We start from the raw sequence: 23,681 nt of genomic DNA, 5'->3' as shown, positions 1-23,681 counted from the left end.
CGCCTCGCCGCCGCCTTTCCCCATCTGAGGGAGGGCGGCGGCTTTTTCATGTCCGCACCCAACCAGGGCTCAGCGCACGAACGACCCAGACCCAGCGCCGGCGGGCAGTCAACACTCCGGTAGCATAAAGCCCACTATGACAGATGCAGCATCGACCTCCCCCGAAGGGCCGGCGGACGGGTTCGTTCGCCTGCGCCTGGACTTGGCCTATGACGGCACGGACTTTCATGGCTGGGCCAAGCAGAAGGGTGGCCTGCGCACGGTGCAAGGCGTGCTCGAAGAGAAGCTCGCGATGATTGCGCGCACGGAGGTGCCGCTTACCGTAGCTGGGCGCACGGATGCCGGCGTCCACGCTCGTGGCCAGGTGGCGCACGTGGACGTTCCCACGGAGATGCTGGAGCAGCGCTCGGTGGCGGGGGAGCCGGGGAAGCTGGTGCGTCGGCTAGCAAAGCTTCTGCCAGAAGATGTTCGAGTACACGGGTGCGAGTTTGCCCCCGCGGGCTTTGACGCGCGATTTTCGGCACTGCGTCGGCACTATGTCTATCGGATTACTACCAATCCGCGCGGCGCGCTGCCGACGCGTGCGCGGGATACGGCCGAATGGATTAAGCCGGTGGATATCGATGCCATGCAGGACGCCGCCACCGCCCTGGTGGGCCTGCATGATTTTGCGGCTTTTTGTAAGGCTAAGCCGAACGCCACGACCATCCGTGAATTGCAGGATTTTTCTTGGCGCGATGTTTCTACGCCCGAAGAACCGGAGCTTTTTGAGGCCCGCGTGAGTGCCGATGCGTTTTGCTGGTCGATGGTGCGCTCGCTGGTGGGCTGTTGCCTGCGCGTGGGGGAGGGGCGCCGCGATGCCGATTTCGCTGCGGCACTGCTGCAGGAGACGAAGCGCTCGTCGAGCATCCCCGTGGCCCCGGCAAAGGGGCTCTCGCTCGTCGCCGTTGATTATCCGGCGGCTGACCAGCTAGCCGCTCGCGCTGAGGTCACCCGCGAAAGGCGCAGCGCCGACTAGCGCCCAAGTGGCAGCGGGTGCTTACCTGGGATAGCCTGTGTGCTGGGTGTACACAGACTTTTCGGGGGAAAATCATGGCACGTCCGCTGCCTACTACCAAGGCCCAGGTATCGGGCCATAAATTCTTGCGCCGCCGCGTCGAGCACGGGCTCGTTTTAGGCGATATTCGGATGATTCACGATCCATTGGCTAGGCGCCGCAAGGCGCTCCTTTTCGGAGGGGTCGGCGTCGCCTTCCTTGCGGTGGGCTCTGGCATGTTGGCATGGCTGCAGCCGAGCCCGCAGCCGGGTGATGCGCCGATTGTGCGCTCGGAGCAGGGCCAGCTCTTTGTGGATGTCAATGACACCTACCACCCGGTATTCAACCTGGCGTCGGCGCGCATTATCGCCGGGCAGGCGGCCGAGGCGCAGACCATTGGGGATGAGCACCTGCAAGAAGCGCTACTGGGCTCACCGGTGGGTATCTCGGATGCTCCTGGGTACCTCGCGGCGGCAGGCGAGAATCCCCAAGAGCGATGGGCAGCGTGTTTGGCCGGCAAGGATGAGGCGCCGTCTACAGATAACCCGACCAGCATTGGCGGTCACCAGGTAGCGTCGCAGGAGGTTATTGTCCTTGCCGAGCCCGAGCAGAAAAGCCTCGGTGAGGAGCGCGCCGCACTGGTGGAATCCGAGGGCACGCAGTGGCTTGTCACCCAGGAAGGCCGCGTGGCGCTGCCAGATCCCTCCAGCACCGAAGGGCGTGTCGTGCGTCGGGCGGTGGGCGTGGACGATAGTACCCACACTTGGCCCGTGCCGCCTGAGCTGCTCAATGCCTTTGCGGAGCTGCCACCGCTGAACTTTCCGGCCGATCCGCCCGAGGTTGTTGATACTGGGCAGAGCCTGTGGGCGCGTACGGCCGAGGGCGTAGCGGAGCTCACCCCCACCCAGGCGGAGATACTCACAGGCGTGGGTGCCAAGGAGACGACAGCCACGCCGCAGGAGGTTGCCGCGCTTGCCGACGCCCCCTTAAACCTCAACCTTCCCTCCATGTCCTTCCGCTTCTTAAGCCCGGACGATGGCTGGATGTGCGCTGCTAACGAGGGCGGCGGGGTAGTGGTACCTGCCCAAGCAGGCACCGTCGCCTTGGCAGGTGAGTCGGTGGCCCATCGCTTTGGTGGGCTCAACGCCGGTGGCGTAGGCGTAGACAGCGGCCATGGCTATCACGTGGTCTCACCCACGGGGCAGCGGCACGAGGTCAAGGACAAAGAGACTTTGGAAGCCCTTGGCACCGGCGTGGGCGCGCAGGTGCCGTGGCAGATCCTGCGCTTGCTGCCGGAAGGCTCCGCGCTCAACCGGGAGCAGGCGCTGCAGGTTAGTTCTTAGGACGCAGCCCGCGCCATGCCGCCCACGCAGCAAGCGCCAGCGTTAACCCACCTAGCACCCAGGCACTGCGTGTGGGGGCGCGCGAGTCGCCTTCGTCAGCGGGGCGGATGGTCATAGCTCGGGTATCGACGTCCGCGCCCGCTTCCACGTGGGTGAGCACGGTGAGCGGGTCGATGAAGCCGTGGCCTGGTTCCGCGGCGTCCTCCAAGCGTTTGCGGAGGGCGGCCGGGTTATCATCGGGAAAGCGCTGCGCCAAGAGGGCAGCGGTGCCGCTGACCACCGGCGCGGCAAAGGAGGTGCCATGGAACTGCGCCGTTCCGTCCGTGCCTTCCTTACCATCGGCCCATCCACCCGCGGGGTTGAGCGCAAGCGGAATGAAACCTTGCGCAGCAAGCTGGGGTCCGTTGGCCGAATTCAGCGAGTAGTCAGCGAGTTCGTGCGAATCCGCTTGGGCGCTTACTGAGAGCACCGTGGGCGAATCCGCAGGAAAGACGCGGTCACCCATCTCACAGCTGCCAGAGGACGCATTGCCGGAGGCCGCGATCACCACAGCGCCGGAGTCTTCCGCATGTGCCAAAGCACGGTCCAATCGGGAAGTATCGACCTGCGCGGCCACATCCGGCGGGACACAGGAGACAACGGAGATGTTGATGACGCGGGCACCGGCAGCGGCGGCGTCATCAATGGCGCTGGCCAAGGTGTCCAGCGAGCCGGTGGTACTGTCTTCCGCTTCCTGGCGGTAGTGCGCGCTGGTCTGGCGCACAGCGTAAATCTCTGCTCGCGGGGCGATACCGATATCGTGTCCGGCGATGACACCGGCCACGACGGTACCGTGCAGGTCGCAATCGCGATGCGGCTCTGGGGCCTCTGGCGCGACAAGGTCCGCGCCACTGCTGAGATGTCGCAGTTGATCGTGACGGGCCACGCCAGTATCGATAACGGCTACTTTGATGCCTTCCCCGGTAGCAAAGGAATGTAGACGGGCCCGGTAGTCTAGCTGCTCCTCGCTTGGTTGGGGCGAAAGCGGTGAGGAATGCGCGGCGGCGCATTCGCGATCCGGTTCGCGCGCGGCCGCGTAGGGTGCAGCAGTCAGTCCTGCAGCGAATGCAACTACTAAAGCGGTAGGTAGCACGCGCATTATCCCAGCCCCCTAATGAGCACGAAGATTCCGGCTAGGTGGGCGGCCAGCGGCAAACTAGCGGCAATGGCCAGGGATTCTATGCGCTCAAACCACGCGATGGTGGTGGGCTCGAGCCCAGCCACCTTGGGTGCCCACAGCGGGGCGCTCAGCATGGCGAGGAGAATCAGGCAGGCAACAAGGATTGGCGCCCAGGCATCGGCAAGGCCGGAATCCGCTACCGTGTGGGTAGCGCATAAGCACGTAGCGAGACAGGCGGTCATCGCCAGCAGCATCAGGGCCCAGCTAGCCAGCACACGACCGTGCCGGGCAGCATGCATGACGACGGCTCCCGCGGTGGTCACGCAGAGTGCTTGGACGAATCCCGCGCCGGTGTGCTCAGCGCCAAAGAGCACCGCAACATACTCGGCGAGAGAACCAGGCGCGCCGCTTGTCGGCGCCAGGGCCGGACCGCTACCGGTAAGCGAGAGGGCGATAAGGGCCAGAATGAGACAGAGCGACAGCCCGCAGCACATTCCCTCATAGGCCCTGCCGGCGCGCCGGGCACGGATATCGACATCCGGCTGGACGGCATCGGAAACTGCGAGGTCTTGGCCGGCCGTGGGCAGCTGCGGGACTTTGAGCCCAGAGGTGGCAACGGTCAGCGCAGGAGCTGCGGCCAACAGGATAATTCCGGCGATCACCACGCAGGCTGCTGCCGCCGTACCGTGGCTGCCTTGGAGACCCGTCCCTGGTCCGGGCAGCAGGTAGCCCAAAGCCGCGACCAACAACAGCACCGAGACGGTGAGTGCCACGGCGGTAGTGCGAACCGTGCTCAACCCGGTGACGTGGCAGGCAAGCAGCACGATGAGGAGGGCGACACAGGCGGTGAGGGCGGCAAAGGGGGCCTCGCCAAGCGAGGGCGAAATCACCACCCAGCCACACGCCATGCCGGCTACCAGGCTTAGGTGCACCAGCGATAGGGCCCGTGTCCACAAGGCGAGCAATAAGGCTCCAACGGTCAACGCCGCCCATGCCGCGAGGGGAAGGGCGCTGACCCACACTAGGGCAAAGGCGGCAAGCAGCCCTGCCCATGCCCAGATGGTGGGAAGGGCGGCGGTAGTATCCTCCTCAGCCGCGACGGCAAGCGATTCCGCCGCATCCCGAATCACCGGTGCAGGCCGGCGCTCGCGCGGACTAATAACAAGAATTGAGCCTTCCGTGAGCGCAGTGGCAGCCAACGGGGCGGTGAGATCGATGGCGCGGCCGGAGGCTGTACTGGCGCGCCAGGGTTCAGAAATGGTGGGCGCATCCACCAAGTCAGTGATCTCCGCCAAAAGCTCTCCCACGCTGGAGCTTAGCGGTAGCGCCACGTCCGCCTCCTTGTGGAAGGCGCCGGCATGAACGCGAACGGTAAGGCGCAGATGATGCGCCGTTGCAGTAGTCATGATGTCCCCCGAAAAATGTATGGATTGTGGGCGTCCCCCTTGCCCAATGCCACATATTGTGGCTTACTAGTGGCGACGTGTCCACCGCAGCGCGGGGAATCTTGGCAGGGGGCCAAGGGCGCTTGGCGCGTGGCTCGGGGGAGGTTATTTAGGCATGCTTGGGATCGGGGATACCCGCGTCATTGAGCCGTTGACCATGCCATTGCGGGATGCTGCGCCGCCACTGCCCACCGGCAGCATCGAGGCGGAGGAAGTCCCGGAGGCGGTGCGCCCGCAACCGGTGCCGCTGGTGCGGCTGTTGCTTCCGGTGGTGATGATTGCGGCGATGCTCGGCATGGTCGCCCTCATGGTGTTAGGCGCTGGGGAATCCCGGCAGATTAGCCCGATGGCCTTGATGTTTCCATTGATGATGCTGGCGAGCATGGCCATGATGTTCGGGCCCAATAACAGCGGGCAGGATCCGGATGAAACCCGGCGCACCTACCTGCGCCACATCAAAGCCTTGCGGGAAAAGGCGCTGCGCAATGCCTCGGCGCAGCGTGCACATGAAAGCTATCGCCACCCGGCACCGGTGGAACTTAGCACTCTAGTCGGCTCGCGCCGCATGTGGGAGCGTGGCCCGGATGACTCGGACGCCCTCGAGGTACGCGTGGGAACTGGACCAACGACGTTGTGCACCCCCATCAACGTGCCGGATTCCGGCGCCACTGAAGACCTGGACCCGGTGTGTGCGGTAAGCATGCGCCAGACAATTAAGGCGGTGGGCACTGTGCCCGATATGCCGGTGGTTATCCAACTGCAGGCCTTTCGCTTCTTGTCCGTGTCCGGTATGGCGTCGACTCGGGGCGAAGAGCCCGCAGATCCCTCCCGCGATTTGGTGCGCGCAATGGTGATGCAGATAGCGTTGGCGCATGGCCCGGAAACCTGCGGTATCGAGGCCATCGGCGGCCAGTGGGAGTGGCTGAAGTGGCTGCCCCATGCGCGCACACCGGAAAAGGCGCGCTTTCGTATCCTCATAGTCGATGGCGTGCTGACCACGGGCACCGAAGACTTTTTCCACGATGATTCCTATACCACCATCATTGAGGTTGGTGGGGCGCCGTCTTCGGCGCTGGGGGTACGCGCTGAGCACGAAGGCCTAAGCCTCGTGGCAGGGGAGCAGCTGCAGGTGGTCACCGCGGCAGGGGTGGAAGACCTTGGTTCTCCCGACGGAATGAGTGCGGCCGGCGCGACATTGCTTGCGCGCAGTATGGCCTCCTACCGCCGCCCCGATAGCACTTCTGGCCGGCGCGGCAGTGACCTTATGGGCCTTCTGGGCTATCGCGATGTGGAAGAGTTAGCGGCCAGTGGCATGTGGCATGGCCGGGAGGGGTCGGCGCGTCTCATGGTGCCCATCGGTATCGATACGGTGGGCCAGCCCGTCACGGTGGATCTCAAGGAATCGGCCCACGGCGGTATGGGCCCGCACGGACTGTGCATTGGTGCGACCGGCAGCGGCAAATCCGAGCTGCTGCGCACCCTTGTCACCGCGCTGGCGGCTACCCATAGTCCGGACGAGCTTAACCTCGTGCTCGTGGATTTCAAAGGCGGCGCGACATTCTTAGGCTGCGACCGCCTGCCGCATACTTCCGCGGTGATTACCAACCTGGAGGAGGAATCTACGCTGGTAGAGCGCATGTATGATGCCATCTCCGGCGAGATGAATCGCCGCCAGGAGCTGCTGCGCACCGCCGGAAACTTTGCCAATGTCAGTGAGTACAACGCTTCTGCCACCGCCGTGCGTGAGCACGGGCCGCTGCCGGCCTTGGTTATCGTCGTCGATGAGTTCTCGGAGCTTTTGGGCCAGCACCCGGATTTCGCGGAACTCTTCGTCGCCGTCGGCCGCTTGGGGCGCAGTCTCCACGTACACCTGCTTTTGGCCTCCCAAAGGCTCGAAGAAGGCCGCTTGCGGGGGCTAGATTCCCACTTGTCCTACCGAATCGGCCTGAAAACCTTCTCCTCAGCGGAATCCCGCCAGGTGTTGGGCGTGACCGATGCCTACCACCTGCCCGGCCAGCCCGGCGCGGGCTACCTAAAATCCGATGCCGAGGCCTTGACCCGCTTCCAAGCTTCTTACGTGTCAGGGCCCCTGCCGCGCCGGGCGCTTGCCGACGCCTCCATGGACCACCCAGCCCCAACCCGAGGCCGGGTGCAGCTCTTTCAAGGCTGGTCCCAGGAAGAGGACAATACTAGCGCTGCGGTGGTTCTTGATGACTCCACCACTGTGCTTACCGAGGTCGTGCGCGCCGCAGCAGAAGAGGCCCACCTGCGCGATCAATCGGCGCACCGCATTTGGCTGCCGCCGCTACCGCCTGCCATTGAGCTATCCGCGTTGCCGGGGCTTTCCGGTGCAGATGACGCGGGTGCAGTTTCGTTCACAGCGGACCAAGGGCCGCTGCGTGCGCCCATCGGCATTATCGATAGGCCGTATTACCAACGCCAGGATGAGTTGAGTATTGATTTCACCCAGCACGGCGGACACATGGCCCTGTGCGGTGGCCCGCAGTCCGGAAAATCGAGTGCGCTGCGCACGATCGTCTCTGCGCTAGCTCTACGGCATGACCCGCAGGCGGCACGCTTCTACGTCATCGATCTTGGCGGCGGTCAGCTATCGTCCCTAGAGCGCCTGCCCCACGTGGCCGGAGTTGCCGGACGTGAGGAGGGCGAAAAGGTACGGCGCATCGTCGACGAAGTAGCCGGGTTTATCCGCCGCCCAGAAGGGTGCGCAACCTTCCTTGTCATTGATGGCTGGCACCACATCGGTACCTCGAATGCGGAATTTGAAGACATAGCGGAGAAGGTCACCGAGATCGTCGCCGATGGCGCCTCCGCCCACGTGCATGTCATCATTGCCACTTCGCGGTGGACCACGATGCGCCCGGCTATCCGCGATCTCATTGCCAACCGCCTCGAGCTGCGCCTGGGTGAGGCTTTGGATTCGCTCATCGACCGCAAACTACAGCAAAAGCTCCCCAGCGCGCCGGGCCGCGGGCTCACCTTGGCGGGTGAGAATATGCTCTTAGCTCGCACCTCCAACCAGGACATAGCCCACATCTGCCGCGTGCATGCTGCGGCTGACCCAGTTCCACAGCTCAAGATGCTGCCCGCCGTGCTTACTCCGTCCGCCCTCGCGGCTCAAGAGTGCGTGCCCACCGGTGAGATCGCCTGGGGCATCGGCGGGCGCGACCTCGATACGCTGACCTGGAATCCGTCTCGTGAGCCGCACCTTGTGGCAATCGGAGCGCAGGGCTGTGGCAAGTCCACCTTCCTGGCACAGATCATGCGCGGCATTAGCGCCTTTGCGCGGGAAGACGCCCGGCTCGTCGTCATCGACCAGCGCCGAGCCCACCTGGGAACCTTGGACCAGAACATGGTTGCTGCCTACGCCGCGACGCAGTCGAGTGCGCAAGAGACCATTGTCGATACAGTCCGGACCCTGGAATCTCGCCTGCCTGGCCCGGACATTACCCCAGCGCAGCTCGCCGCACGAGATTGGTGGCAGGGCCCAGACATTTACCTAGTCATCGATGATGCGGACCTGCTGAGCGATATTGCCCTCTCGCCGCTATTGGAGTTGCTTCCCCATGCCCGCGACATTGGTCTGCACCTTGTTATCGCTCGCAAATCCGGCGGCATCGGCCGCGCCCTATTCGGCCAATTCTTTTCCGCGGTTCGCGATCTGCAGCCGGCACTGCTGCTTTTTGACGCCGACCGCGACGAAGGAACCATCTTCGGACTCAAGCCCTGCCACCAACCACCCGGCCGCGGTCAGTGGAGCATCCGCGGTGAAAACCTCGGCGTTGCCCAAGCGGTGTACCTAGAAGGAGAGAAGTAAATGACCACCAATCTCAGCGCGCATACGCCAACCGACACCCCGATCCCCACCGGTGGGGAGACCACCGCCGTCCCCATTACCGTCACCATCCTAGATGCGGCCACCATCTTTGAAGGCCCCGAAACGGTCTACCGCTATGACCTGCCGGGAACCGGCGTTGTGGAAGGCTGGGCCTTAGGCCAAGTCATGGATCAAATATCCAAGATGGCGGGACCGTCCTGGCCCGACGTGGAAGCCTGCGTGGTGGCAGACTCTTCCGGCACGGGAATTGCGCAGGAAGCTACCACCATCATTTGCCGGCAATTGGAAGTCACCGGGGTGCGCCTCATCGATCCAGAACCAACCATCTCTCCGCTAGTGGCCCCGGACCCACTCGGTCCGCCCCCTCACTCGGCTACTGAAGCCACTGATTCGGCACCTCCCACTACGGTGATGGAGGCGCCTGCCTACGACGAGCCGGTAACGCCACGCTGGACCGACCGCCTGCGCGGTTGGCTCGGAGCTATCGATATCTTTCATGTGGCAATTGCCGTGGTCATCATCGCCGTGGCCGGAGCTTCTTGGTGGGCTATCGGTGCCCAAGCTTCAGGCGAAGGCGACGCCGCTTCGGATACCGCGCGCCCGCAACCCCGCGCTGCCGCGCCAAGCCGCGAGGGCGCAACGGAGTCCGCGCCGGCCTCGCCACAACCGGGAATTCCGGGCGCGTCAGATTCCGGCAGTGACGAATTGAGCCCAGGCGAAAAGCGCTTAGATGTGGAGGGAATGTCCGTAGTCGTCCCCAGTGGGTTCCACACCAAGGTAGAAGATGGCCTGGTCACCGCCACCGGGGAAGACCCAAACCTACGCATCCTGCTGGCGGCGGATGAGATGTTTAACGTGCCGGCGGATGCCCTGTTTAAAGAAATTCACGCGCAGGTTGACGAAGATCCGGCGCTTCGCGATGCCACCGATGAGGCCGGGCGACTGACCTATACCGAAGACCCTGGGGACGGCTCCTTGGTGGAATGGACTACCTGGGAAGACCGTGGGCACCAGATGTCCGTGGGGTGCCATACCCGGCATAACTCCAACGCCGTTCAAAAAGCGGCTTGCCGTATGGCCACGGAAAGCCTAGTCAAAAAATAGTCTTAAAAATTTTGCCTAGCCGGGAACCGTTCGGCGGAAAGTTCAGTCCAATAAAGGTGAGAAAGCACAGATGCGAAGCACAGCTGCTTTTTCGGGGGAAATACACACAATCTCATCCGCCCTAAGGAGGGGCGCACTCTTATGTCTCAGACTTTCAAGACACAAGCCGATGTCATGATTGCCACCGCCGGCAAAGTCGATAACACCAACGATGAAGTCCAGGGTGAGCTCACCCGCCTGCAGGGCGTCGTCGACTCCGTCCGCGGCAGCTGGGCCGGCCAGGCGCAGGTCTCCTTCGATGACCTGATGCAGCGCTACAACACCTCTGCGCAGCAGCTGCGCGAGGCCTTGGCTTCTATCTCTGACAATATCCGCAGCAATGCCCACAATTTCGACAACGTGGAAGCAGAAAACACCCAGGCCTTCTCCAACGTGGGCGGCGGGCTCGCCCTCTAAACCGCACCGCACACTTCACTACTCCGCAGCCCAAAAGCTATAGATTCACAGAAGGGAATCCATCACCACATGTCCGAGATCAAGTACGAATTCGGTGCCATTTCTTCCGCCGCAGCCGATATCAACGCCACCTCTGGTCGCATCAACAGCACCCTGGCAGACCTGAAGGCGCGCCTTCAGCCCATGGTGAGCACTTGGGAAGGCGAGTCCGCCGTGGCTTATAACCAAGCGCAGGCCAAGTGGGACAAGGCGTCCCAGGAACTCAACACCGTGCTCGCCACCATCTCCAAGACCGTCTCGCAGGGCAATGATGCAATGAGCGACGTCAACCGTCGCGCTGCCGCAAGCTGGGGTTAAATCCACACCCTGTTTGCACGGTTCCACGCTGTTCCCGTCGGGGCTGCGGTGCCACTGACCACACCCGCGTGGCAGGAGGCGGACGCAGCCGCAGCCCTGGCCAAGAAACCAGCGTGAGTACTCCTTTTCTAGTTCTTTTCTCTTGCTATCTCTTCCATTCTTTAAAGTCGTACCTTTCTAGTCCGTACCTACGAGCCGGCACCTCCCGTTTGAGCCGCGGAAGGTGCCGGCTTCGGTGTTTTGGTCTTTGGGCAGGTGAGCAAGTAGGGTAGGAAACCTATGTGTTCGCTCGTCGGCAAGCAGCTGGCGAAGCGCTCCCTGCAGGTCTCCACCGGCCGCTGTACGGGAGTGAATGGATGCTTAGCGCTGGCCGGCAGTTCCGAGACAGACTTTCAAGGAGTCAAATTGTCTACTTTCCACCCAAAGAGCGGTGACATCACCCGCAAGTGGTACGTCATCGACGCTACTGATGTGGTGCTGGGCAAGCTCGCTTCCACCGTTGCAGACCTGCTGCGCGGCAAGCACAAGCCACAGTTCGCACCGAACGTTGACGCTGGTGACCACGTCATTATCATCAACGCTGACAAGATCCACGTTTCTTCCAACAAGCGCGGCCGCGAGATGCGCTACCGTCACTCCGGTTACCCGGGCGGCCTGAAGTCCATGACCCTGGGTCAGTCTTTGGACGCCAACCCGGTTCGCGTTATCGAAGAATCCGTTGCCGGCATGATGCCGCACAACAAGCTCTCCCGCGCTTCCATCAAGAAGCTGCACGTCTTCGCAGGCGAAGAGCACCCGTACGCCGGCCAGAAGCCGGAAACCTTCGAGTTTAAGCAGGTGGCACAGTAATGTCTGAGCAGAACATCGACAACAACGTAGCCGACGCTGCTGACATCGCTGCAGCAAGCGCCGCTACCGAAGAGTTCACCAACACCATTGGTGATTCCATCGCGCCGGCCGAGACCGAAGAGGTCGAGGCTGCCGCTCCGGTACACGAGGGCCCGATCCAGACCGTCGGTCGCCGTAAGCGCGCCGTCGCCCGTGTTCGCCTCGTTGCTGGCTCCGGCCAGATCGTGGTTAACGGCCGCGAGTTCGGCGAGTACTTCCCGAACAAGCTGCACCAGCAGGATATCCTCACTCCGCTGACCCTGCTGGAGCGCGAGAACCAGTTCGACCTCAAGGTCACCGTTAACGGCGGCGGCCCAACCGGTCAGGCTGGCGCCCTGCGTCTGGCTATCGCTCGTGCACTGAACATCTACAACCCGGCTGACCGCACCGCCCTCAAGAAGGCTGGTCTGCTCACCCGAGATGCTCGTGCAGTTGAGCGTAAGAAGGCTGGTCTGCACAAGGCACGTCGCGCACCGCAGTACTCCAAGCGTTAATCTCGCTTCTACTGCGCGCGCAAGCGCAACGCAAAGCCGCTGCTTCCTTTGGGAGGCGGCGGCTTTCGTCGTTTTATGGAGCGCGGAAGGAGGGAATGTCGCTCATTCCGTCGATAAACCAGAAGCTTGCCTCCGCCTAAACCGCCCCAACATGTAATCGATGGGCACAGGAGTGCATAATTGACTGCATGACTCGACTTTTTGGAACCGATGGCGTTCGCGGCCTCGCGAACAAGAAGCTGACCCCAATTCTGGCCTTGCAACTAGGCCAGGCTGCTGCGGAGGTATTTACCGCCAAGCGTGAATCCTACGAGCGCCAGCCGCTGGCCATTATTGGCCGCGACCCGCGTGTATCTGGCGAGATGCTGGATGCGGCGATTGCGTCCGGTCTGGCTTCCCGCGGCGTGGACGTGGTGCGCGTGGGCGTGCTGCCGACGCCGGCGATTGCCTACCTGACGGATGACTATGGTGCGGATCTCGGCGTGATGATTTCCGCCTCCCACAACCCGATGCCAGACAACGGCATCAAGTTCTTCTCCGCAGGCGGTAAGAAGCTGCCGGACGAGGTAGAAGATCAGATTCAGGCCACGATGGAAAACCTCACCGAGGATGGCCCGACCGGCACCAAGCTGGGCCGCATCATCTCGGAGGCCCCGGATGGGCGCGAGCGCTACCTCAACCACTTGAAGGAAGTGGTCTCCACCGACCTCAGCGGCATCAAGGTGGTCGTAGACACCGCTAATGGTGCGGCTTCCAAGGTTGCTCCGATCGCTTATGAGGCGGCTGGTGCAGAAGTTATTGCTATCCACAACAAGCCGAATGCCTTTAATATCAATGAGGACTGCGGTTCGACGCACATTGAAAAGGCACAGGCGGCCGTCGTCGAGCATGGCGCCGATCTGGGCCTGGCCCATGATGGCGACGCCGACCGTTGCCTGGCTGTGGATGCCGAGGGCAATGTTGTTGACGGTGACCAGATTATGGCACTGCTGGCCGTAGGCATGAAGGAGGATAATGACCTGCGCTATAACACTCTGGTAGCAACCGTCATGTCTAACCTGGGCCTGAAGCTAGCCATGCAGGAACAAGGCATCGAGGTGCGCCACACCGCAGTAGGCGACCGCTACGTGCTGGAAGAGCTCAACCGCGGCGATTTCTCCTTGGGCGGCGAGCAGTCTGGCCACGTGGTGTTGCCAGATGATTGCACGACTGGCGACGGCACGCTTACTGGCCTGTCCATCATGGCGCGCATGGCCAAGTCCGGAAAGTCCCTAAAGGAATTGGCATCGGTAATGACCGTGCTGCCGCAGGTGCTCATTAACGTGCCGGTTTCTGATAAGGGTGTCATCATGGACGCCCCCGAAGTACAAGAAGCCATTGCCCAGGCCGAGGAAGAACTCGGCGAAACCGGCCGTGTTCTGTTGCGCCCCTCCGGCACTGAGGAGGTCTTCCGCGTCATGGTGGAGGCCGCCGATAAGGAGCAGGCACGTAAGGTTGCCGGCAGGCTTTCCGCCATCGTTTCCTCGGTCTAGCGCACCCGCCGGGTGCGGAAGAATTTTGGCATCCTAGGGAACCATTTGGTGCAATCCCCAGTCCAATGAAGGTGAGAACTTTTACCGCATATGGATTTGGGGGAATACACCAGTGTCTGAGGTTTTTCTTCGCCCCTCGGAGGCGATGTCCGCACTACGGCAGGTCGTAGCCGATAATGACGAACAACGCGATGCCCACCGGGCCGAGGTACCGGATTTTCCGGTGGCCGCGGCTGGACGCAACTTTGGCGGCCACGGTGAGCGCATTCGCAATGTCTTGGCGCGCATCCATGAGCGCGGCGGGCAGAGGTTGGATAATTTATCTGCCACCGCCCATGCCGCCCATGAACAGGTGCGCGCCTTTGCCGATTTTGATGAGTCCTTCGGCAGCTCCTTTGCGCGCGGCGGGGAGGCGGACAGCAAGTGAGTACGCTGACAAAATCCCTGCTGGGGGACTATTCCAACGCGATTTCCCAATTCCAATTCGCATGCTTGGGAAACTACCCGGGCCCCAGCATGCCCATGAACCTGCTGGGGGAGCTAGTCGGTGCGGTGGACGGTATTGCGCCCGAAAACCTGGTGAAAAATACCGTTGCGGCCGTGGGCGGAAACCGCCCGAAGGGAGGCGGTGCTGGACTAGCGGGCTATTTGCAGCAAGATGATTCCGAGGTTGCTCAGGGCGCCATGCGCGAGCACCTGTGCGGCGTGCAGGAAGACTTCGACATTGACCGCCAGGATGCTGCCCATCTCACCAGTTCGGCGGAGCAGTGCTCGGGCGCTATTGCCGACGTCGTCGATGTCTCCGACACCGCCCTAACCGAGCTCATCTCTGCGGTCATCCCACTGCTGAATATCTTGTCCATGGTGGCCACCAAGCACCCGCTGGCTAGGTTTATTATCCCGATTCTTTCCACCATTGGCGGGCGCGTTATCGAAGAGACGAATCACAATATCGCTAGCACCTGCCGCGACCGCGATGATGCGATTGAGTCCTGCTATAACGAGTTTGAATCGCGCTGCGAGTGCGTCTGTGAGCGCCCGTTGCCAGAAGAATGCCCGACGCCAGCTAAACCTACAGATAATGCCTGCCCCGAACCGGTAGAACAATGCCCGGAGACTCCTACTCCCACTAAGCCGATGCCGAAGGAAGAATGCCCACCTCCGCCGTCGCAGCCCACCGAGTCGGCCCAGGTGGAGTGTCCACCGGAGCCCAAACCCATGCCGGAGCCTGACTCAAAGCAAGAATCGAGCCAGACGACTTCCACGCCGCCACAGCCGATGCCTTCTTCGCCACCATCCGCCCCGCCAAAGGAATGCCCCGAGCCCGAGCCGGAGCAATCATCCAAGACGGAAGTGCACACGGAGACCACTGCAGAACACGGTGCGGGCTGCCACTGCCAAGAGTGCACCGAGCAACCATTTACTGAGCGTCCATCACAGTCCCAGCGCGACGTAGAGATCACCAGGCCGGCACAGGCGGAGATCATTCCGCCGCAGGAGCCGCCAGAACAGCCACAGCAAGTAGAAGAACCGTGCCCGGAACCTGAACCTCAGCCAGAGCCGAAACCTAAACCAGACATGGATACGGAACCCGCTGCTGACTCGGGCGCAGGCGAGGAAACGCTCTGCCCGGAAAATACCGCGGAAAGTACCGAAGAATGTGTGGAAACGACCCAAACCAGCTCAGAAGGCTGTGAAATTGAATCCTCCTGCAGCGGCAGCCTCGGCCTGGTAGGGGCCGGAATCGCTTTAGTAGGCGTGGGCCTCATTGTGGAAGGTGCCGCGCAGTGTCTGGAGCACATGTCCGAGGCGGATTGTCCGGTGCAAGAGCCGGAACCGGACCCCGGCCCTGAGCCTGAGCCAGAGCCAGAACCAGATCCCTGCCCGGAACCTAAGCCCGAGCCCGAACCGGAGCCAACAGGCGATGATGGTGTAATGGCGCCGCCTCCTGAGCTGTCTCAGGTAGAGGAGCCAACGCCGCCACCAGAGAAGGTGGCACACCTCCAAGCGGCCGGTCCAGCGGAGGCGCCAGCATCGCCACCAGCCTCAGCTCCTGAACCAGCACCAGCGCCAGCACCGCAGCCGGCTCCAGAAGAAGCGCCGGCACCGGCACCGGCACCACAGCCGGCACCGCAGCAGGAGGCGGCACCCGCGCCAGAAGAACCAACCATTAAGGCACGAAAGGCAGGTCAGTGGTAATGAAAAACGACTTCGCAGAATTTGCGCAGGGCTTTCGGGAAAGGACGGCTAAACGCTTGCTGGAATTTGAAAAAACGCTAGCGAAAGCGCAAGACGAGCTAGAAAGGTCCGCGGATAAAGCCATGCAGGAGGCGCGAAGGGAGAAGGGGCAGGTGGGGCGTCGGCAAGCGGCGACGGTGCCAAGGCCCAGATATGGCGCTGCCCCGGCGCGCTCAAGGAACGCGTCGGGGCAGGTGCAATCTGTGCTGCGGCGGGGTTAATACCTTAGGCGTCGCGGGTGACGCCGGCGCGCTCGGCCAAGTCTTCGCCTACGAGGCTTTGGACCTTCTTGGCGCTTGCCTCTGGATCCGCAAAGGCGTCATAGGTAGAATCGCCGTTTAGGGTGGCCAGTAGGAAGCCGGTGACCAAGCCGCGGGCGATTTCGGTGGGGCCGGATTGGAATGCGGCGGTGCCGATGGCCAGCTTGCGCAGGCGGTCTTCGGTAAAGCCGGCGTGGCTGCCCTTGTCGATGGCGCGGAAGCAGACTGGACCATTCCAGTTATGGGCCAGCTTGGCGGGGTTGCCGGCATTGAAAATGTCTTCCTGGCCGGCGCCAATGACCAAGCCCGGGCTAGTAATGCGGCGGGCCGCCTGCACCGCAGACGGCGCGGTGACGGAAGGGTAAATGGCGGCGACGGCGGCGACCTTCTGGTTATCCAAGGCGCCAAGCACGGCCGTGCCACCGCCCATGCCGTGGCCAATCATGCCGAGCTTGCCTGGGGAGACCGTAATGTTGCCAGCGCCAAGCTTTACCCCAGCGGCAATCTGCAGCGCGGATTCCATATCCGCGGCTAGGTTGCGGTGGTTGGGGAAGGGGCCGGTCTCGGAATCGGGGGCTACCACGACGATGCCCCAGCTAGCCAGGTGGCGAAGGGTGGCGTGGTAATCCTTAATCTTGTGCATCCAGTCATGGCCAAAGGCCACGGCGGGCAGGCTTTGGCCCTCCGCGGGGGTATAAACCTTGCCGGTGATTCCGGCATAGTCAAGGTCGCCAACCAAAACTCGGTTGCGACCACGCTTCGACAACGTTGCTAGATGTTTGTTCAAATTCGCAGACACGCATTCCAGGATAGAGGAAGATCACCCGCTAGGCGGGAAAGGGTGTGGGTTTATCTGAGAAATGTCTGCGCAGTATCCCGCCGAGCCACGGGTGTGGTGGAAAGGCTTTCCTAAGCCCCTCCTAACTTGCGCGCCTGTGTGTAGGGGAGTGCAATGTGTGGGCAACTACATACTCTTTTTATTTTTGGGAAGGCGGGCTGCGGTACATGACTACCGGCGTCGTTGATGTGGAAGAACTTTCTACTCGTTATGGGATGGAGGTAAAGACCGAGGTCATTGACCGCGTGGCACATGCCTCCGATGCCTCGCACTACCTGTACACCCCCAAGGCAGTCATTGAGGCCCGCTCGGCTGAACACGTGGCCGCCATCTTCCGCGCGGGCCGGCAGCAGAATGTTCCGGTCACCCTGCGCTCCGGCGGTACCTCCCTTGCCGGCCAGGCTTCCGGCGATGGCTACCTGGTGGACGTGCGCAAGCACTTCCGCGGCATCGAGGTGCTGGATGAGGGCAAGCGCGTGCGCGTCCAGCCCGGCGCGACAGTGCGCCAGGTCAACGCCCGCCTGGGCCTGCGCAATCGCAAGCTTGGCCCGGATCCGGCTAGTGAATCTGCCTGCACCATCGGTGGCGTGGTGGCCAATAACTCTTCCGGTATGGCCTGCGGTACCGAGCTCAATACGTATAACACTTTGGAATCGCTAACGTTTGTGCTGCCTACCGGCACGGTGATCAATACCGCCGATGCGGATGCAGACCGGCAGTTCCAACAGCAGGAACCGGAGCTGGTGGAAACGCTCACCCGCCTGCAGCGCCGCGTGCGCGATAACCAGGAGTCCGTGGACATTATCCGCCGCCATTTCCAGCTGAAAAACACGATGGGCTATGGCCTCAATTCCTTCCTGGATTTTGATAGCCCGGTCAAGCTCTTTGAGCACCTGCTCATCGGCTCGGAGGGAACCCTGGCCTTCATCGCTGAGGCGGTATTCCGTACGGTGCCCATTTCCAAGCTGACCACCACCACGGTGGCTGTCTTTGATGATCTCACCGCTGCCACCAGGTCGCTGCCTGCCCTCCTGGATACCGGGGCGGCCACCCTGGAGCTGATGGACTCTGCCTCCATTCGTGTCGGCCAAGGCTTTGACAAGGTCCCGCAGGCCATCACCGGTTTCGATGTGGACAAGCAGGCCGCACTGCTCATTGAGTACCACGCCGACGCGGAAGAAGAATTGCGGGAGAAGGAAGGCAAAGGCTCGCAGCTTCTGCGCGAGCTGCCATTGCAGTCCCCGGCCGCTTTCTCTGCAGACACCGCCGCTCGCAATGCCGCGTGGAACTTCCGCAAGGGCCTCTACGCCCAAGTAGCAGAGGCACGCCCCTCCGGTACGACGGCCCTTTTGGAAGACATCGTAGTACCCGTCGGCGATCTGGCTGATACCTGTTCCTCGCTGCAGGAACTATTTACCCGTTATGGCTATGACGATGCCGTCATTTTCGGCCACGCCAAGGACGGCAATATCCACTTCCTGCTTACGGACCGCTTTGAAGGCGATGACGCCATTGGTCGGTATAACGATTTCAACGAGGGCATGGTGGACTTGGTTCTCTCGGCCGAGGGCAACCTCAAGGCCGAGCACGGCACCGGCCGCGCCATGGCACCGTATGTGCGCCGCCAGTACGGCGACGAGCTCTACGCGGTCATGCAGGAACTCAAGTGGGCCTGCGATCCCACCAACACGATGAATCCAGGCGTCATCTTGGACGATGACCCAGACGCGCACATCAAAAACATCAAGCTCAACCCCACCGTGGAAGAGGAAGTGGACCGCTGCGTGGAGTGCGGCTACTGCGAGCCGGTTTGCCCGTCGCGCGATCTCACGCTTACCCCGCGCCAGCGCATCGTCGTGCGCCGCGCCCGCAAGCGCGCGGAAGAAGCCGGCGATAGCCAGCTCGTAGCCGAGCTGGATGAGGCCTATGAATACATGGGCATTGAGACCTGCGCGGTGGATTCCATGTGCCGCACTGCCTGCCCGGTAGGTATCGATACCGGCAAGTTCATCAAGCGCCTGCGCCGCGAGGAGGCCCAGCCGGCGCAGCAAAAGCTGTGGGGCGCTGCCGCCAAGAATTGGCAGGTGGTTAGCCAAGGTGCCGGGCTGGCGCTGACCGGTGCGCACCTGCTGCCTACCGAGCTGGTCAAGAAGGTCACCGACGTGGGCCGCAGCCTCATTGGCACCGATAACCTGCCGCAGTACCAGCCGGAGCTGGGCAAGGGCGGCAAGTCCCGTGGCCGCTTGGCCGGGCGCGTGGGTGATCGCTACGCGCAGACCACCGGTATTTATCTGCCTGCCTGCGTGAACACTATGTTTGGCCCGCAGGGCGGCGGCAAGGGCACGACCGATTCCTTCGTGGCTCTCTTGGAGCGCGCCGGGGTAGCGATGGAGGTTCCGGAGGGCATCGACAAGCTCTGCTGTGGCACCCCATGGGCTTCTAAGGGCATGCAGGCCGGCCACGATGCAATGGAACAGCGCGTGCGCGATATCGTCATGGAGGCCACCGATGGTGCGCGCCTGCCGGTCATCGTGGATGCCAGCAGCTGCACTGCAGGTTTTAAGGACATGCTGGAGTCGGTGGGCATTACCGTCATCGACGCCATTAGCTTTACAGCCGATACCCTCCTGCCGCAGCTGGCGGTCAACAATCCGGCGGCCTCCGTGACCGTGCACCCCACCTGCTCTGCCTTCCAGCTGGGCATGATGGAAGACGTGGAGAAGGTAGCCCGCGCTGCCGCGGCCGAGGTACACATTCCTACTGACTGGAATTGCTGTGGCTATGCCGGCGACCGCGGCATGTTGCATCCGGAGCTAACCGACGCCGCAACCCGCGCCGAAGCAGCGCAAGTCAAGGAGATCGGGGCGCAGTATCATGCCTCGACCAACCGCACCTGCGAGCTTGGCCTGACCCGCGCTACCGGCGAGGATTATCACCACATTCTGGAGCTTTTGGAGCAGGCGACGCGCTAGTTTTCCCAGCGCACTAGCGGGCGGGGCGCTATGCCCCCGCTTGCCGACGCCCCGCCCGCCTAGAGGTTTCTTCCCCGTGCTGTAAAATCAGCAACCATGTGTGGAATTGTTGGATATATTGGTCACGCTGGTGGTGACCGTGATTACTTCGCCCTCGACGTAGTCTTGGAAGGGCTGCGCCGTTTGGAATACCGCGGCTATGACTCCGCTGGCGTAGCAATGTACGCCGATGGGGATATCAGCTGGCGCAAGAAGGCCGGTAAGGTCGCTGCGCTGGATGCTGAGATTGAGGCCCGCCCGTTGCCAGACTCCGTGCTGGGCATTGGCCATACCCGCTGGGCTACCCATGGTGGCCCCACCGACCTGAATGCGCACCCGCACGTGGTCGATGGCGGCAAGCTGGCCGTGGTGCACAACGGCATCATTGAGAACTTTGCCGAGCTCAAGTCCGAGCTTTTGGACAAGGGTTACAACTTCGTTTCCGAGACCGACACTGAAGTTGCCGCTACGTTGCTGGGCGATGTCTTCCACAACGAGGCCGCTGGTGACCTCACCAAGGCAATGCAGCTGACCTGCTCCCGCCTGGAGGGCGCATTCACCCTGCTGGCCATCCACGCCGAGCAGGCCGATCGCATCGTTGCCGCTCGCCGTGACTCGCCGCTGGTTATCGGCCTAGGCGAGGGCGAGAACTTCCTCGGCTCCGACGTATCCGGCTTCATCGATTACACCAAGTCCGCCGTGGAGATGGACAACGACCAGGTCGTGACCATCACCGCCGATGAGTTAGAAATCACTGACTATGAGGGCAACCCCGCACAGGGTAAGCCTTTTGAAATCAAGTGGGATGCTGCCGCTGCCGAAAAGGGTGGCTTCGATTCCTTCATGGAAAAGGAAATCCACGACCAGCCCGCCGCTGTGCGCGATACCCTGCTCGGCCGCTTCGACGAACAGGGCCAGCTGACTCTCGATGATCTGCGCATCGATGAGACCGTTTTGAAGTCCATCGACAAGATCATCGTCATCGCTTGCGGTACCGCCGCCTACGCCGGCCACGTGGCACGCTATGCCATCGAGCACTGGTGCCGCATTCCTACCGAGGTCGAGCTCGCCCACGAGTTCCGCTACCGCGATCCAATCGTGAACGAAAAGACCTTGGTCGTCGCACTGTCCCAGTCCGGCGAGACCATGGATACCCTGATGGCCGTGCGCCACGCCCGCCAGCAGGGGGCCAAGGTTATCGCCATCTGCAATACCCAGGGCTCGTCCATTCCGCGCGAATCCGATGCCGCGCTCTACACCCACGCCGGTCCGGAAATCGCCGTGGCCTCCACCAAGGCCTTCTTGGCGCAGATCACCGCCACCTACCTGCTCGGCCTCTACCTGGCCCAGCTGCGCGGCAACATGTTCGCCGATGAAATCCAGAGCGTTCTTGCTGAGCTGCGCCACATGCCGGACAAGGTTCAAAACGTCATCGACGAAGAGGACCAGGTGGCCAACCTGGCCAACTCCATGAAGGATGCGGAATCCGTGCTCTTCCTGGGCCGCCACGTCGGCTTCCCTGTAGCTCTTGAAGGCGCGCTCAAGCTCAAGGAGATCGCCTACCTGCACGCCGAGGGCTTTGCCGCCGGCGAGCTCAAGCACGGCCCGATTGCACTGATTGAGGAAGGCCAGCCGGTCTTCGTCATCGTGCCGTCTCCGCGCGGCCGCGACTCCCTGCACTCCAAGGTCGTTTCCAATATCCAGGAGATCCGCGCCCGCGGTGCCATCACCATCGTGATTGCGGAAGAGGGCGATACCGCCGTCGAGGATTACGCTAACCACGTTATCCGCATCCCGAAGGCGCCGACCCTCATGCAGCCGCTGCTGGCCACCGTGCCGCTGCAGATCTTTGCCGCCCATGTAGCCAAGTCCAAGGGCTACGATGTGGACCAGCCGCGTAACCTGGCCAAGTCCGTGACCGTGGAGTAATCCACCCCAAACGGCACTAGCAAAGCCTCCTTGCCCGCCGCGTTTCTTGCGTGGAAGGGAAGGGGGCTTTGGCATTTCATTGAAGCTTGAAACTGTTATGCTATTGGGAGCAATTGTTGTCGGTGAAAGGAGTAGGCAGTGCTCATCCGTCGTGTTTTTGCGTAAAACACCAAAGGAAGAACGGATTTAAGCATGCCTATTTTATTGAACGACCTTTCCCTAGTATGGCCCGATGGCACAACCTGCTTCAGTGGCCTAAACGGTGCCTTTTCCAGCCCTTTAACTGCGCTCATTGGGGATAATGGTGCAGGAAAGACAACTCTGTTAAACGTCATCCTTGGCAAAATCTTGCCTACTGCTGGAACGGTGGAAAAGCCGGAATCGATAGCGTACCTGCCACAAGACCTTGCTTGGAATGAAAATGATGTAGTAGCAGACATCTTCGGTGTCACCCAAGTGCTCGCGGCGATTTCCGCAGTCGAAGCCGGTGAGTATGAACCAGAACTTTATGAGTTAATCGGGGAGCAATGGGACGTCGGTGAGCGCATTGCCGCTGCCCTTTCCGCCGCCGGATTGGATATCCCGTTGAACCGCCCTATCAAAAGCCTCTCTGGAGGCGAAGCGGTCCGCGTCGCTTTGGTGGCGGTGTTCTTGTCCGAGCCAGATTTCATTATCCTCGATGAACCGACCAATAACCTCGACGGAACTGCAAAGAAGCATCTGAAAGATATGTTGGTAAATGCCGCGGCGCCGGTGCTAGTGGTAAGCCATGACAAAGACCTGTTGGATGTAGTTTCCGAGGTAGCGGAATTAAGGGATGGGAACCTACGCTTCTTCCACGGCAACTATTCCGACTACCTAGCCACGATTAATGCAGAACAGGAAGTAGCTCAAAAAGCAGTATCTACCGCCAAGGCGACTTATAAGCAGCAACTCCGCGAACGACAAGCAATGCAAACACGGATTGCGCGTGATGCGCGCCGTGGAAAGAAGTTCGCGGAGTCGAAGCGCAAACCAGGCATGACGATGAAGCTTGATAAGCAGCGATCCGAAAAGACGGCATCGCGCAGAGCGCAGATCCATTCAGGCGCAGTTGAAGAGGCCCAACGCTCTTTAGCTCGAGCTGAGCGAAACATACGAGATGATGATTCGGTCTATATCGAGCTGCCACAAACTGAGCTGCCGGAAGGAAAGCGGGTTATTTCGATTCCTGGGCTGACGATTGTCGGCCCAGAACGGGTGCGCTTGTCAGGACCAAATGGAAGTGGCAAGACCACGCTCTTAAACCGAATTAACTCCGGTGAGGCGGGCTACGTGATCGGCAACTCGGGGTATTTGCGTCAACGAATTGGATTAGATCCTTCTCTAAGCGTATGGGACGTGGTTACTAACGCGAATCCACGAGAGGATCCGCAGTTCATCCGTGATCAGCTTGCTCAGTTGTTGTTTCAATCTGACTCGGTTCATGCGTTGACAGGGACTCTCTCGGGAGGCGAAAGATTTAGGGCGGAATTCGCCAGAGTGCTCTTAGCGGATCCGGCGCCGCAATTGCTAATGCTCGATGAGCCGACCAACAACATTGATATTTCAACTGTTGATTGGTTGGTCTCGGTCTTGAAAAACTATCGGGGCGCATTGCTAGTGGTGAGCCATGATGAAGATTTCTGCTCGCGGATAGAACTTACGAGGCAAGTTTCGATAGAGGACATTGGATGAGCCGGCTCCAAGGTGGAGG

17 protein-coding genes and 1 pseudogene are annotated in these 23,681 nt (G+C 61.6%); 15 read left to right on the top strand and 3 right to left on the bottom strand.

What is annotated here, in order from left to right:
- Nucleotides 1-136: 136 nt before the first annotated feature.
- Both truA and eccB read left to right on the top strand, forming a co-directional pair.
- A complete protein-coding gene (truA, locus tag MHY22_RS03560; RefSeq protein WP_239278099.1) occupies nucleotides 137-1,018 on the top strand; it encodes a tRNA pseudouridine(38-40) synthase TruA in 882 nt (293 codons plus the stop codon).
- Between the two features lie 74 nt (nucleotides 1,019-1,092).
- Complete coding sequence (gene eccB, locus MHY22_RS03555; RefSeq protein WP_239278098.1) at nucleotides 1,093-2,379, top strand: type VII secretion protein EccB; 1,287 nt, start codon at nucleotides 1,093-1,095, stop codon at nucleotides 2,377-2,379.
- Here eccB and MHY22_RS03550 read toward each other — a convergent pair.
- Entirely contained in the window at nucleotides 2,369-3,517 is a 1,149-nt protein-coding gene (locus tag MHY22_RS03550) for a S8 family serine peptidase (protein WP_239278097.1), read from the bottom strand. The genes eccB and MHY22_RS03550 overlap by 11 nt on opposite strands.
- Nucleotides 3,517-4,944, bottom strand: a complete 1,428-nt coding sequence (gene eccD / locus MHY22_RS03545; protein ID WP_239278095.1) for a type VII secretion integral membrane protein EccD — start codon at nucleotides 4,942-4,944, stop codon at nucleotides 3,517-3,519. The genes MHY22_RS03550 and eccD overlap by 1 nt, the downstream gene beginning before the upstream one ends.
- Nucleotides 4,945-5,098: 154 nt before the next feature.
- Between eccD and eccCa the strand changes: the two genes are divergently transcribed.
- The 9 genes from eccCa to MHY22_RS03500 all read left to right on the top strand — a co-directional run bounded on the left by eccCa (nucleotide 5,099) and on the right by MHY22_RS03500 (nucleotide 15,869).
- Nucleotides 5,099-8,818, top strand: coding sequence for a type VII secretion protein EccCa (eccCa, locus tag MHY22_RS03540; RefSeq protein WP_239278094.1), 3,720 nt, complete (start codon nucleotides 5,099-5,101; stop codon nucleotides 8,816-8,818).
- Nucleotides 8,819-9,943, top strand: coding sequence for a type VII secretion-associated protein (locus MHY22_RS03535; protein WP_239278093.1), 1,125 nt, complete (start codon nucleotides 8,819-8,821; stop codon nucleotides 9,941-9,943). It begins immediately after the preceding gene.
- Nucleotides 9,944-10,084: 141 nt separating this feature from the next.
- Nucleotides 10,085-10,399, top strand: a complete 315-nt coding sequence (locus MHY22_RS03530; protein ID WP_225745954.1) for a WXG100 family type VII secretion target — start codon at nucleotides 10,085-10,087, stop codon at nucleotides 10,397-10,399.
- 69 nt (nucleotides 10,400-10,468) lie between these two features.
- Nucleotides 10,469-10,756 (top strand): WXG100 family type VII secretion target, encoded by a 288-nt coding sequence (locus MHY22_RS03525; RefSeq protein ID WP_005322746.1) that lies wholly within the window; start codon nucleotides 10,469-10,471, stop codon nucleotides 10,754-10,756.
- Nucleotides 10,757-11,161: 405 nt separating this feature from the next.
- Nucleotides 11,162-11,605 (top strand): 50S ribosomal protein L13, encoded by a 444-nt coding sequence (gene rplM, locus MHY22_RS03520; RefSeq protein ID WP_049378943.1) that lies wholly within the window; start codon nucleotides 11,162-11,164, stop codon nucleotides 11,603-11,605.
- Nucleotides 11,605-12,138: a 30S ribosomal protein S9 gene (rpsI, locus tag MHY22_RS03515; RefSeq protein WP_204610198.1), complete on the top strand. Its 534-nt coding sequence runs from the start codon at nucleotides 11,605-11,607 to the stop codon at nucleotides 12,136-12,138. Before rplM ends, rpsI begins: the two co-directional genes overlap by 1 nt.
- A gap of 188 nt (nucleotides 12,139-12,326) precedes the next feature.
- Complete coding sequence (gene glmM / locus MHY22_RS03510; protein ID WP_225745952.1) at nucleotides 12,327-13,670, top strand: phosphoglucosamine mutase; 1,344 nt, start codon at nucleotides 12,327-12,329, stop codon at nucleotides 13,668-13,670.
- A 112-nt stretch (nucleotides 13,671-13,782) separates the two neighbouring features.
- Nucleotides 13,783-14,097, top strand: coding sequence for a hypothetical protein (locus MHY22_RS03505; protein WP_225745951.1), 315 nt, complete (start codon nucleotides 13,783-13,785; stop codon nucleotides 14,095-14,097).
- Nucleotides 14,094-15,869 carry a hypothetical protein gene (locus MHY22_RS03500; protein ID WP_239278179.1) on the top strand — a complete coding sequence of 592 codons (1,776 nt, stop codon included), beginning with the start codon at nucleotides 14,094-14,096 and terminating at the stop codon, nucleotides 15,867-15,869. The genes MHY22_RS03505 and MHY22_RS03500 overlap by 4 nt, the downstream gene beginning before the upstream one ends.
- Nucleotides 15,870-16,133: 264 nt before the next feature.
- On the opposite strand, the gene MHY22_RS03495 is transcribed toward MHY22_RS03500, so the two are convergent.
- Nucleotides 16,134-16,967 carry a dienelactone hydrolase family protein gene (locus tag MHY22_RS03495; RefSeq protein WP_239278092.1) on the bottom strand — a complete coding sequence of 278 codons (834 nt, stop codon included), beginning with the start codon at nucleotides 16,965-16,967 and terminating at the stop codon, nucleotides 16,134-16,136.
- A gap of 206 nt (nucleotides 16,968-17,173) precedes the next feature.
- On the opposite strand from MHY22_RS03495, the gene MHY22_RS03490 reads away from it, so the two are divergent.
- From MHY22_RS03490 to MHY22_RS11605, 4 genes and pseudogenes are all read left to right on the top strand, one after another.
- A complete protein-coding gene (locus tag MHY22_RS03490; RefSeq protein WP_239278091.1) occupies nucleotides 17,174-19,978 on the top strand; it encodes an FAD-binding and (Fe-S)-binding domain-containing protein in 2,805 nt (934 codons plus the stop codon).
- 96 nt (nucleotides 19,979-20,074) lie between these two features.
- Complete coding sequence (gene glmS / locus MHY22_RS03485; protein ID WP_239278090.1) at nucleotides 20,075-21,946, top strand: glutamine--fructose-6-phosphate transaminase (isomerizing); 1,872 nt, start codon at nucleotides 20,075-20,077, stop codon at nucleotides 21,944-21,946.
- Between the two features lie 192 nt (nucleotides 21,947-22,138).
- A pseudogene (locus MHY22_RS11610) lies at nucleotides 22,139-22,658 on the top strand (ATP-binding cassette domain-containing protein); the annotation flags it as partial.
- Between the two features lie 17 nt (nucleotides 22,659-22,675).
- A complete protein-coding gene (locus tag MHY22_RS11605) occupies nucleotides 22,676-23,662 on the top strand; it encodes an ATP-binding cassette domain-containing protein (RefSeq protein ID WP_370658830.1) in 987 nt (328 codons plus the stop codon).
- The last annotated feature ends 19 nt before the right edge of the window (nucleotides 23,663-23,681 follow it).

The sequence above is a fragment of the Corynebacterium sp. ACRPO genome, from assembly GCF_022347205.1.
In the GTDB taxonomy this organism is placed as follows: Bacteria; Actinomycetota; Actinomycetes; order Mycobacteriales; family Mycobacteriaceae; genus Corynebacterium.
This window is presented reverse-complemented; position numbering and strand designations above follow the sequence as displayed.

Excerpts from the sequence above, each read along its gene's own strand:
- eccD (WP_239278095.1), bottom strand. The coding sequence starts at position 4,944 with ATGACTACTGCAACGGCGCATCATCTGCGCCTTACCGTTCGCGTTCAT.
- eccB (WP_239278098.1), top strand. The coding sequence starts at position 1,093 with ATGGCACGTCCGCTGCCTACTACCAAGGCCCAGGTATCGGGCCATAAA.
- glmM (WP_225745952.1), top strand. The coding sequence starts at position 12,327 with ATGACTCGACTTTTTGGAACCGATGGCGTTCGCGGCCTCGCGAACAAG.
- glmS (WP_239278090.1), top strand. The coding sequence starts at position 20,075 with ATGTGTGGAATTGTTGGATATATTGGTCACGCTGGTGGTGACCGTGAT.
- truA (WP_239278099.1), top strand. The coding sequence starts at position 137 with ATGACAGATGCAGCATCGACCTCCCCCGAAGGGCCGGCGGACGGGTTC.
- MHY22_RS11605 (WP_370658830.1), top strand. The coding sequence starts at position 22,676 with ATGTTGGTAAATGCCGCGGCGCCGGTGCTAGTGGTAAGCCATGACAAA.
- MHY22_RS03530 (WP_225745954.1), top strand. The coding sequence starts at position 10,085 with ATGTCTCAGACTTTCAAGACACAAGCCGATGTCATGATTGCCACCGCC.
- MHY22_RS03535 (WP_239278093.1), top strand. The coding sequence starts at position 8,819 with ATGACCACCAATCTCAGCGCGCATACGCCAACCGACACCCCGATCCCC.
- MHY22_RS03550 (WP_239278097.1), bottom strand. The coding sequence starts at position 3,517 with ATGCGCGTGCTACCTACCGCTTTAGTAGTTGCATTCGCTGCAGGACTG.
- rpsI (WP_204610198.1), top strand. The coding sequence starts at position 11,605 with ATGTCTGAGCAGAACATCGACAACAACGTAGCCGACGCTGCTGACATC.
- eccCa (WP_239278094.1), top strand. The coding sequence starts at position 5,099 with ATGCTTGGGATCGGGGATACCCGCGTCATTGAGCCGTTGACCATGCCA.
- MHY22_RS03525 (WP_005322746.1), top strand. The coding sequence starts at position 10,469 with ATGTCCGAGATCAAGTACGAATTCGGTGCCATTTCTTCCGCCGCAGCC.
- MHY22_RS03490 (WP_239278091.1), top strand. The coding sequence starts at position 17,174 with ATGACTACCGGCGTCGTTGATGTGGAAGAACTTTCTACTCGTTATGGG.